This is a genomic window from Capnocytophaga sp. oral taxon 412 str. F0487 (genome assembly GCF_000271925.1).
Classification (GTDB): Bacteria; Bacteroidota; Bacteroidia; order Flavobacteriales; family Flavobacteriaceae; genus Capnocytophaga; species Capnocytophaga ochracea.
Map to the genome: position 1 here is coordinate 64,553 of NZ_AJZR01000041.1, position 8,841 is coordinate 73,393.

Sequence of the window (8,841 nt, forward strand, 5' to 3'; positions counted from 1 at the left end):
ATTATCAATTGTCAATTGAAAATATTGTTGTACCTTTGCGCTTTAGAATACATTAGCAAATTGGCAAATTTGCTAATTTACAAATTGTATTAATGAATTTATTTGAACAATTAGGTCTTGATGAACCTATCCTCAAAGCCATCAGCGATATGGGCTTTGAAACTCCTTCTGAAATTCAGCAAAAAGCCATTCCTACTCTTTTGGCAAATGGTGCTGATATGGTAGCTTTAGCCCAAACAGGTACTGGTAAAACAGCCGCTTTTGGCTTCCCTCTCCTCCAATTGATTGATACTGATAGCCGTGTAACTCAAGGTCTTATCCTTTCGCCTACACGCGAACTCTGCTTGCAAATCGCTTCTGAACTCCGCAATTATGCTAAGTACCTCCCTAAGGTGAACATAGTGGCGGTATATGGCGGTGCAAGTATTGAGGAACAAGCGCGTAGCCTCAAAAAAGGCGCACAAATTATCGTAGCTACTCCTGGACGTATGCAAGATATGATACGCCGTAACTTCGTAGATATCAGTCATATCAACTATTGTGTGCTGGACGAAGCCGACGAAATGCTCAATATGGGCTTCTATGAAGATATTACCGCAATTCTATCGCATACTCCTCAAGAAAAAAGCACTTGGCTCTTTTCGGCTACTATGCCTAACGAGGTGGCTAAGATAGCGCGCAAGTTTATGCGTAAGCCTATCGAAATAACAGTAGGAACTCGCAATCAGGCTACTAGCACCGTGCAACACGAGTATTATATAGTGAGCGGTCGCCATAGATACCAAGCTCTAAAACGCCTTGCCGATGCTAACCCCGATATCTTCTCGGTAGTGTTTTGCCGAACCAAACGCGATACACAGGCAGTAGCCGAAAAACTAATTGAAGACGGTTACAATGCCGCTGCCCTTCACGGCGATTTGAGTCAGAATCAACGTGATTTGGTGATGAAATCCTTCCGCGCACGCCAAATACAAATGCTTGTCGCTACCGATGTCGCTGCCCGCGGTATTGATGTAGACGATATCACCCACGTAATTCACTACCAATTGCCCGACGAAATAGAAACCTACAACCACCGCAGTGGACGTACAGGTCGTGCTGGTAAATCGGGAATTTCGATGGTCATTTTGCCAAAAAGCGAGGTGAAAAAAATCAAAACTATCGAAAAGATGATAGGGCAACCTTTTGAGCAGAAACAATTGCCATCGGGTATGGAAATCTGCGAAATACAGCTCTATCACTTGGCTAACAACCTCAAAAATACAGAAGTAAACCCTGCTATCGACGATTATTTGCCAGCTATCTATAAAGAACTGCAAGAAGTAAATCGTGAAGAGCTCATCAAGAAAATATTCTCAGTAGAGTTTACGCGTTTCTTCAATTATTATAAAAATGCCGAAAACTTATCGGTAGAGAACGAGCGCGAAAGCCGCAGTGGGGGTAGTAGCGATGAAGTGCGCTATTTCATCAACATAGGTGAACGCGATGGCTACGACTGGAAATCACTCAAAGATTTCCTCAAAGCAACCCTTAATTTAGGTCGTGATGATGTTTTCAAAGTAGATGTAAAGAATAGTTTTTCTTTCTTCAATACCGATGCCGACCTCTCCGATTTGGTGATGAGCACCTTTACCGATTTTCAAATGGACGGTCGCTTCATCAATGTAGAACTCTCTACCAAAGGAGCTGGCAGAGACCGTGGCGGACGCAAACGCGGAAATGATGACGGTAGAAGACACGGCAACGATGAGGGTAGAAATCGCAAAAAAGGACAAAGAGAAAGTCGTAAACAAAAGACTGCTGAAGCCCTCCAACAGGCTTTTAAAAAGAAGAAAAAACGTAAATAATGTTAGAATACCTTATAGAAACAGATAAGCAACTGCTCTGTTCCCTCAATAGCTGGGGGACGCCTGAAGCCGATAGCCTTTGGTTAGTAATCACCAATGAACTCTCGTCTATCCCCCTCTACGCTTTTTTGTTATACTTGTGTTTCAAGTATTTCCATTGGAAACGAGTGTTGCTCATCTTGGTATTCATCGCCCTTCTCATCACCACTACCGACCAGTTGGCGAACGTTTTCAAGTACGGATTCCAGCGCTTGCGCCCTTGTCACGATGAGAGTCTTATGGGGCAAATGCGAATGGTGATTTGTGGTGGTAAGTATGGGTTCTTTTCAGCACACGCCGCCAATACAATGGCAATAGCCGTGTTTTTTAGTTACTTGCTTAGAAAAAATGCCCGATATATTCTCACTCTACTGCTCTGTTGGTCAATTATTGTGAGTTATAGCCGTATTTATTTAGGCGTGCATTTCCCAGGTGATGTATTGGTAGGTTGGATTTTCGGTACACTCTTAGCTACCCTTTATTATTTTCTTTTTCTATACACAGAAAAAAGATTAAAAATCCCAACTCGAGAATAATTTGCATTGTTACAACCTTTACTAATTAAATAAGCTGGTACTATTTCTTACCTCTTACCTCTTATCTTTTACCTAAACAAAATGAAAGAAGATTTCTTACACTACCTATGGAAATACAAAAAAGTACCTCTCAACGCTGTACTTACTACGGGAGAGCGCTTGCAAATTCTCTCATTTGGCGACTACAATTCTCTTTCAGGTCCCGATTTCCAAAGTGCCCAACTGCTTATAGATGAGCAGCAATGGGCAGGTAATGTAGAAATGCATCTCAAATCATCGCATTGGTATGTGCACGGTCACGAGAGTGATACTGCCTATCGCAATGTGATTCTGCACGTAGTTTGGGAACACGATATAGAAGTATTCGATGCTAACAACCAGCCAATTCCTACTTTAGAACTCCAAGGCCTTATTTCTCCTGAACTCTTAGAGCGATACAAAACCACTGTAGCCTCACACTATCAGTTTATTCCTTGTGAAAAAGAATATACTACTGTGCCAGCGATTACTTTGCTTTCGTGGAATGAGCGTCTGTTAGTGGAACGTTTAGAAGAAAAAGCTACTGTTGTGAACGAGTTGTGGAAAGCTGCCAATTTTGATTGGGAGAAAGTACTTTTTTGTATGCTTCTCAAGCCTTTTGGAGGTACTGTAAACGGCGAAGCATTCCTGCAATTGGGCAAACATCTCGACTTTAGTATTATCCGCAAAGAACGCTCACACCCCTTGCATTTAGAAGCGCTACTATTGGGGCAAGCAGGCTTACTCCCCGAAGCAACTGAACTCACCTATCCACGTGAACTCTTGCAAAATTATCATTACCTACAACAGAAATACAACCTCTCTGCTCCCGTAGTAAAAATACATTTCACCGGTTTACGTCCGCAAGGTTTTCCCACTATCCGGCTCTCGCAACTCGCACAGCTATACGAGCTAAATGAAGGTTTGTTTTCACAAATCCTTGAAGTGAATGATTTCAAAAGTATCCAAAAACTCTTTGCTGTAGGAGTCTCCGAATTTTGGGAAACCCACTATACCTTTACCAAGACTTCTAAAAAAGTAAAAAAGCCTATTAGTGCAAGCCTTATTACACTTATTTGGATAAACGTATTCATTCCACTCAAATATGCCTATTATCAAAGTTTGGGCAAGGATGTGAGCGAATCTCTCATAGAAGAACTCAAAACAATGACAGCCGAAAGCAACAGCATTATCACCCAATACCAACAATTAGGAGTCTCTGTCACCACCGCTTTTGATACCCAAGTACTTCTACAACAATACAAACATTATTGCCAATCCAAACGCTGTTTAGATTGTGCTATAGGGATTTCCTTGCTAGGAAGGAAATAAATAACAAAGTAGGATTTAAAAAAGTCTCCAAATCAACTTCTCATCACAAACCTTATCAAAGTCCTTGGACTTACTCACATACCCAGCTTTACTTGTTACCTATTACCTGTTAACTGATGTAGCGCTTCGTTATAAGCACTCTCAAAAGCGAGCAGGTTAATACCCGTAGGGATGTGTTGGGCTTGGAAGAAGGTGAGGAGTTTCTCAGTAGGAAGATAGCCTCCATAACCTTTGATAGCACTATAAAAACGTGTAGTGCCGGCTTGGTAGGCAGTAGCCAAACTGCTAATAGTAATACCTTGTTTTTCAATAGCAGGTAGTTCGTCGTCTAAAAGCAGTATTTTAGTTTGGGTATTTGAAAAATCTAAATGACTAACTAAAGGGCGTAGTCTGGATTTGAGAGCAAGACCATAAAAACCAACAGCCAATAAAGATTGCAAATAATCCTCATTGGCTATCGTTACACATTCTATGAGTTGTATGTTACTGTTTGTCATAAAAGTTCTTGCATTGAATGGATAAGTAGGTCGGCTTGACTTAAATCTTGTCCACCTGAAAGGGGATTCTGGAAGCCTATACACTGCATCCCCGCACTTTTAGCTGCTTTTACCCCATTGGTACTGTCTTCTATCACTGTAAATTGTGTTGCTGGCAAGTGGTACCATTGGGCTACCTTTAGGAAAATCTCAGGGTTAGGCTTGCTATATTGCACATCATCGCCACTCATTATCACTTCAAAATAGTGTGCTATATTTGTTTGTTGAGTAAAAATATCGATGAGTTTACGCGCAGAAGAGGAAGCTAATGATAGGTGCTTTCCTTCATTCTTAAATTTCTCTAACACTTCTTTTACGTGAGGTACTAAGGGAACTTTCACTTCGGGTAATCGTTTGAAAAAGTAATTGCGGTGAAACTGCATTAGCTCCTCTACACTTTCTGTTCGCTGGGCATCGCGTTTTACCTTTTCCCACATCGGAAAAGCCGACATACCTGTGAGAGTTTGTATGTAAGTCTTATCAAACGGAATACCTTTCAGCTGAAAAGTCTCATAAATAATCTCTTGGTGCATTGGTTCACTGTCTAATAGCACCCCGTCCATATCAAAGATAATATAGTCGTTAGTCATTAGTCGTTATTAGATTTGAGTTGTTGTCTAAAGTCTTTTAGAAAAACATTACCTATTCCTATAATGAGTCCTACAAACGTCCAAATAGCAATAATCATCATTCGTTTAGGTTTAGAACGTTCGTTAGGTACGCTCACAGGCTCAATAATGGTAAATATTGGTTGGTCTTCCTTCATCTTAATACGTTTGGTTTCAAGTTGCTTAGCTAATTCAGTATATACATTAAAAGCTAAGTTATACTCAGCTTGCAGTTGTTGCAAACGCGTTTGAGGCAAGTTGCTAAAAAGGTCACGATTGCGGTCTTGGAAACCTGCCACAGCGTATTGCTTTGCCTTAAAATCTTTTTCAGCTTCGATAAAACGTTGTTGTACAAAGTCGAACTCTTCTTTTGCTTTTTGCAATTTAAACTCAGTTACTGTTTCTTGCAATAACTGTTGCGCACTTTGTAACATTTGTGCCGCAGGAAGTGCTTCGGGCATTGCATACGATAGCGTAATATAACCCTCTTTTTCATTTAAATTCAACTTGATATTATTATCAATACTATTTAGGATAGCCCTCTCCTCTCTACTAATACTCGTAATATGGGTGGTATCTTGTATCTTAATAGACGGTTCAGAAGGATTTGAACGGAAAATACTCATCACACTGCTCCAAATGCTCGGTTTCGCATAGCTTTTACAATATTGCTCATAGGTAATCGGATTAGGAATATCTGAAAACGTAAGCTTCGTCTGTGCTAATTTCTTTTTAAACGGAACACTTTCAATAATCTTGGAGTAGGTAGTAAGAGGAATAGCATCTGCATTGTTCCCTCCTAAATTAATCCCTGCCATAGCAGCAAGCCCTCCTAATCCTCCTGTCGATTTGCTATCAGTTGCTTGCGGTACCATAATAGTGGTAGCGGTGTATTCTTTAGCCGAAAATAAGGCTACTAATACTCCTATAACCATAAATATCAACGTAAATACAGCGATTGATTTCTTAGCTCTCCAAAGCTTATTGATAAGCTGTAGCAAATCAATTTCATCTTCTTCTCTTATCGTATTGTGATGATTATTTTCCATACTTATTTCTTAAAAGCACTGTAAATTAACACCCCCATAGTAGTAATAGCCGAAATGATACCCACCGTTTCTCCGGTTGTAAGACGTTGTTTTTCGGGTTTTGAAGGTACTATAATAATGGCCCCAGGCTCTATTTTGGGGTAGTTTTTAAAGAATAGAGAGGTGCGTGTTGCCTTTATATCTCCATTGGCATACATCACATAAATAGCACTCCTTTTCGCCCTACTGGCAAAACCTCCTGCACTACTGACATACTGATGTATAGAAGCTCCTTTTTCATAACGCACTAATGAAGGCGCTAATACTTCTCCTCTAATTTCCACAGTTTGTTTTTCTGAAGGGACTAATAACATATCTCCGTCATTGAGCAAGAGGTCATATTTGCTGTGTTTTCGGTTTAATATCTTTTTTACATCAAGTCCTATGCGATACTCATTGCTTTTTTTAGCTACTCTTCTCAGTGTTTTATTCGAAGTGCTACTGCTCGTGTCGTTCTCAATCTCAATGAGTTCTTTTAAGAAATCTTCTTGCTGAATATCACCCTCATCTGTCTTCTTTCTCACAAGCGTAAGTCCTTCTTTATAGGCAAAGGGAGTAAAACCGCCCACACGCTCTAATAAATCCGAAACACGTTCGTCTTTAGATTGAATACTATAAACACCTGGGTAGAGCACTTCTCCCATTACCGTTACAGTTTGCATAGGTGTAAATCCTTTGATATAACGTACCGATACTACATCGTTAGGTTGCAAGGTAAGTCGTTCTCCTTGGGGCTCTAACTGATGGTTAGACGATACTTTAAAGGCTTGACTTAGTTTCTGAAAATTACCATCGTTAGTTTCTCTAAATACCTCAATCATCGAAGGGTCTGCACCATTAGCTAAACCACCTGCCAACGAAATCACGTCTTCCACTGTCATATTCTCCATAAAAGGTAATTCTTTAGGTTTATTTACAGCTCCTTCTACCTTTACAAAGCGTTTGTACTGAAGAGAATCTCTGTAGAAAATATGAATACTATCATTATCTTTTAGCGGAATATCATTTTTCTTTTCTATGAGGTCTTTCACCGAAAAACTAAGTGTTTGGTAATCCACGCGGTTTTCAGTGCGGAAGATAAGACCTCTATTCAAGGAAGCATCTTTTCTCACTCCGTTAGCTCTGTTGAGTAAGTCGTAAGCCGTCATCCCCTCTTTAAATTCGTATACCCCAGGCTGATATACCGCTCCGCCTATACTGAGCCTATTATGGTATTCATCAGTAATAGCGTGTACATTTAGGCGGTCCCCATTTTGCATTTTTACTTTTGAAATATCAGCAAAAGGAATCTCTTTTACTTCTCGTTTAGCATCTTTAATGCGCTCCAACACCAAAGTATTGGTAAAAGCATCAGAGGTAAAACCTCCAAAGAAGGTGATGAGGTTCGCCAGCGTCTCATTGTCTAAAGTTTCATAAAAACCACGTCGTTTTACTTTCCCGTCCACCCATACGCGGTTTTTATATGGGGGTACAATAATCACATCTTGGTCTTTAAGACCTATATTGCCTTTTTCTGAACCATTTATTAGGAAATTATACACGTCAAAAGTAGCAACTTTTTTACCTCCACGAAAGATGTTTATTTCCCTAAACGAACCACTTTCTGAAGGGCCTCCACAAGCATATAATGCGTTAAGCACTGTTGAAAGCGAACTAAGCGAATAAGTTCCAGGAACTGCCACTTCGCCTATGATATTCACCTTTACTGTACGCACCTGACTGATGGTTACCCCTGTATAAATTTTCGCATAACTACCTTCAGGAGCCGAAATACCAGAATAAATGCGCTTGAGCTGTGAATTAATCTTAGCCTTCACTTCACTAAACGAAAGTCCTCCCACGTGAATGCGCCCGATACCATTTAGGAATATATTCCCCTCAGCATCTACTTTTTGCTTAAAAGAACCTTCTGTCGCCCCCCAAACTTCTACGAGTAGTTCATCACCAGGACCTACTTGATAGTTGTCGGGAGTTGCCATATTGAGGTTAGGAGTAAAAGATATTTTAGGATTCTTGAAGAAACTCATTCCAAATATAGAATCCTTTTTCTGTTTAGTAGTGATAGAATCTTTATTTTCTTTGCCGGTATAACCAAAAATATCATCACCTTCAGCCGGGCGTCTACCTGTTTTTGTGTTTTCTTTAAGTTTGTTTTTAATATCAGAAGAAGTGCTGAGTTGCATAATGCGCTGCTTGAGCTTCATTACTTGCGTTTCTTGCATACCGCGACTGCGAGCCAAAGCAACGAATTGGTCTAATGAATAACCTTGTGCTTGAGCGCGATCCCAATAATTTTTAATCTGTGCATCACTCAAGTTATCCACATTCACAGTAGTGATATCCACATTGTTATAGGTAGCATTAGGAGAGGTTACCTGTGCTACTGCTTGAGAGATAACTAAAAGTAAGTATATAATAAGTAATTTAATCTTCAACATTATTGGATAATTGATTTTGGGGCAAAGATACAAAACTATTAGCAATTAGCAATCAAGATATTGTTTTTTTAGTCCGCTCTTGTTAATTCTCCTACTTTCTCTCCAAATCGTCCGCCCTCTTTCCAAGCAGTCCCACAACTTCAAACAATAAAAAAGAGCAATTCTTTATCAGAATTGCTCTTTTTATAAGAAGGCGGCGACATACTCTCCCACGTGACCGTAGTACCATCTGCGCTAAAAGGTTTAACTGCTCTGTTCGGAATGGTAAGAGGTGAGACCTTTGACTATAACCACCTTAAATCTTTTAGGTGTCAGGGGTCAGGGGTTAGGTTTCAGGGGAATCCCTGATGCCTATAACCCACTGTAGAGCCACTGTAGAGCCACTCATCGTTCGCCTTA

General features: G+C 40.2%; 7 protein-coding genes and 1 rRNA gene. 3 read left to right on the forward strand and 5 right to left on the reverse strand.

Going from position 1 to position 8,841, the window contains the following annotated elements:
* Positions 1-92: 92 nt before the first annotated feature.
* The 3 genes from HMPREF1321_RS07335 to HMPREF1321_RS07345 all read left to right on the forward strand — a co-directional run bounded on the left by HMPREF1321_RS07335 (position 93) and on the right by HMPREF1321_RS07345 (position 3,772).
* Positions 93-1,847 (forward strand): DEAD/DEAH box helicase, encoded by a 1,755-nt coding sequence (locus HMPREF1321_RS07335; RefSeq protein ID WP_009421997.1) that lies wholly within the window; start codon positions 93-95, stop codon positions 1,845-1,847.
* Positions 1,847-2,422: a phosphatase PAP2 family protein gene (locus tag HMPREF1321_RS07340; RefSeq protein WP_009422001.1), complete on the forward strand. Its 576-nt coding sequence runs from the start codon at positions 1,847-1,849 to the stop codon at positions 2,420-2,422. The genes HMPREF1321_RS07335 and HMPREF1321_RS07340 overlap by 1 nt, the downstream gene beginning before the upstream one ends.
* Before the next feature lie 81 nt (positions 2,423-2,503).
* On the forward strand, positions 2,504-3,772 hold the full coding sequence (locus HMPREF1321_RS07345) for a DUF2851 family protein (RefSeq protein WP_009422010.1): 1,269 nt from the start codon (positions 2,504-2,506) through the stop codon (positions 3,770-3,772).
* 95 nt (positions 3,773-3,867) lie between these two features.
* Here the strand turns inward: HMPREF1321_RS07345 and HMPREF1321_RS07350 are convergent, their stop codons facing one another.
* The 5 genes from HMPREF1321_RS07350 to rrf form a co-directional block, all read right to left on the reverse strand.
* Positions 3,868-4,269, reverse strand: coding sequence for a pyruvate carboxyltransferase (locus HMPREF1321_RS07350; protein WP_009421995.1), 402 nt, complete (start codon positions 4,267-4,269; stop codon positions 3,868-3,870).
* Positions 4,266-4,898: an HAD family hydrolase gene (locus HMPREF1321_RS07355; RefSeq protein WP_009422020.1), complete on the reverse strand. Its 633-nt coding sequence runs from the start codon at positions 4,896-4,898 to the stop codon at positions 4,266-4,268. The genes HMPREF1321_RS07350 and HMPREF1321_RS07355 overlap by 4 nt, the downstream gene beginning before the upstream one ends.
* A complete protein-coding gene (locus HMPREF1321_RS07360) occupies positions 4,898-5,965 on the reverse strand; it encodes a Wzz/FepE/Etk N-terminal domain-containing protein (protein WP_009416981.1) in 1,068 nt (355 codons plus the stop codon). Before HMPREF1321_RS07360 ends, HMPREF1321_RS07355 begins: the two co-directional genes overlap by 1 nt.
* 2 nt (positions 5,966-5,967) lie before the next feature.
* On the reverse strand, positions 5,968-8,442 hold the full coding sequence (locus HMPREF1321_RS07365; RefSeq protein ID WP_009422019.1) for a polysaccharide biosynthesis/export family protein: 2,475 nt from the start codon (positions 8,440-8,442) through the stop codon (positions 5,968-5,970).
* 188 nt (positions 8,443-8,630) lie between these two features.
* A 5S ribosomal RNA gene (gene rrf, locus HMPREF1321_RS07370) occupies positions 8,631-8,740 on the reverse strand.
* Positions 8,741-8,841 lie beyond the last annotated feature (101 nt).

Excerpts from the sequence above, each read along its gene's own strand:
- HMPREF1321_RS07335 (WP_009421997.1), top strand. The coding sequence starts at position 93 with ATGAATTTATTTGAACAATTAGGTCTTGATGAACCTATCCTCAAAGCC.
- HMPREF1321_RS07340 (WP_009422001.1), top strand. The coding sequence starts at position 1,847 with ATGTTAGAATACCTTATAGAAACAGATAAGCAACTGCTCTGTTCCCTC.
- HMPREF1321_RS07345 (WP_009422010.1), top strand. The coding sequence starts at position 2,504 with ATGAAAGAAGATTTCTTACACTACCTATGGAAATACAAAAAAGTACCT.
- HMPREF1321_RS07350 (WP_009421995.1), bottom strand. The coding sequence starts at position 4,269 with ATGACAAACAGTAACATACAACTCATAGAATGTGTAACGATAGCCAAT.
- HMPREF1321_RS07355 (WP_009422020.1), bottom strand. The coding sequence starts at position 4,898 with ATGACTAACGACTATATTATCTTTGATATGGACGGGGTGCTATTAGAC.
- HMPREF1321_RS07360 (WP_009416981.1), bottom strand. The coding sequence starts at position 5,965 with ATGGAAAATAATCATCACAATACGATAAGAGAAGAAGATGAAATTGAT.
- HMPREF1321_RS07365 (WP_009422019.1), bottom strand. The coding sequence starts at position 8,442 with ATGTTGAAGATTAAATTACTTATTATATACTTACTTTTAGTTATCTCT.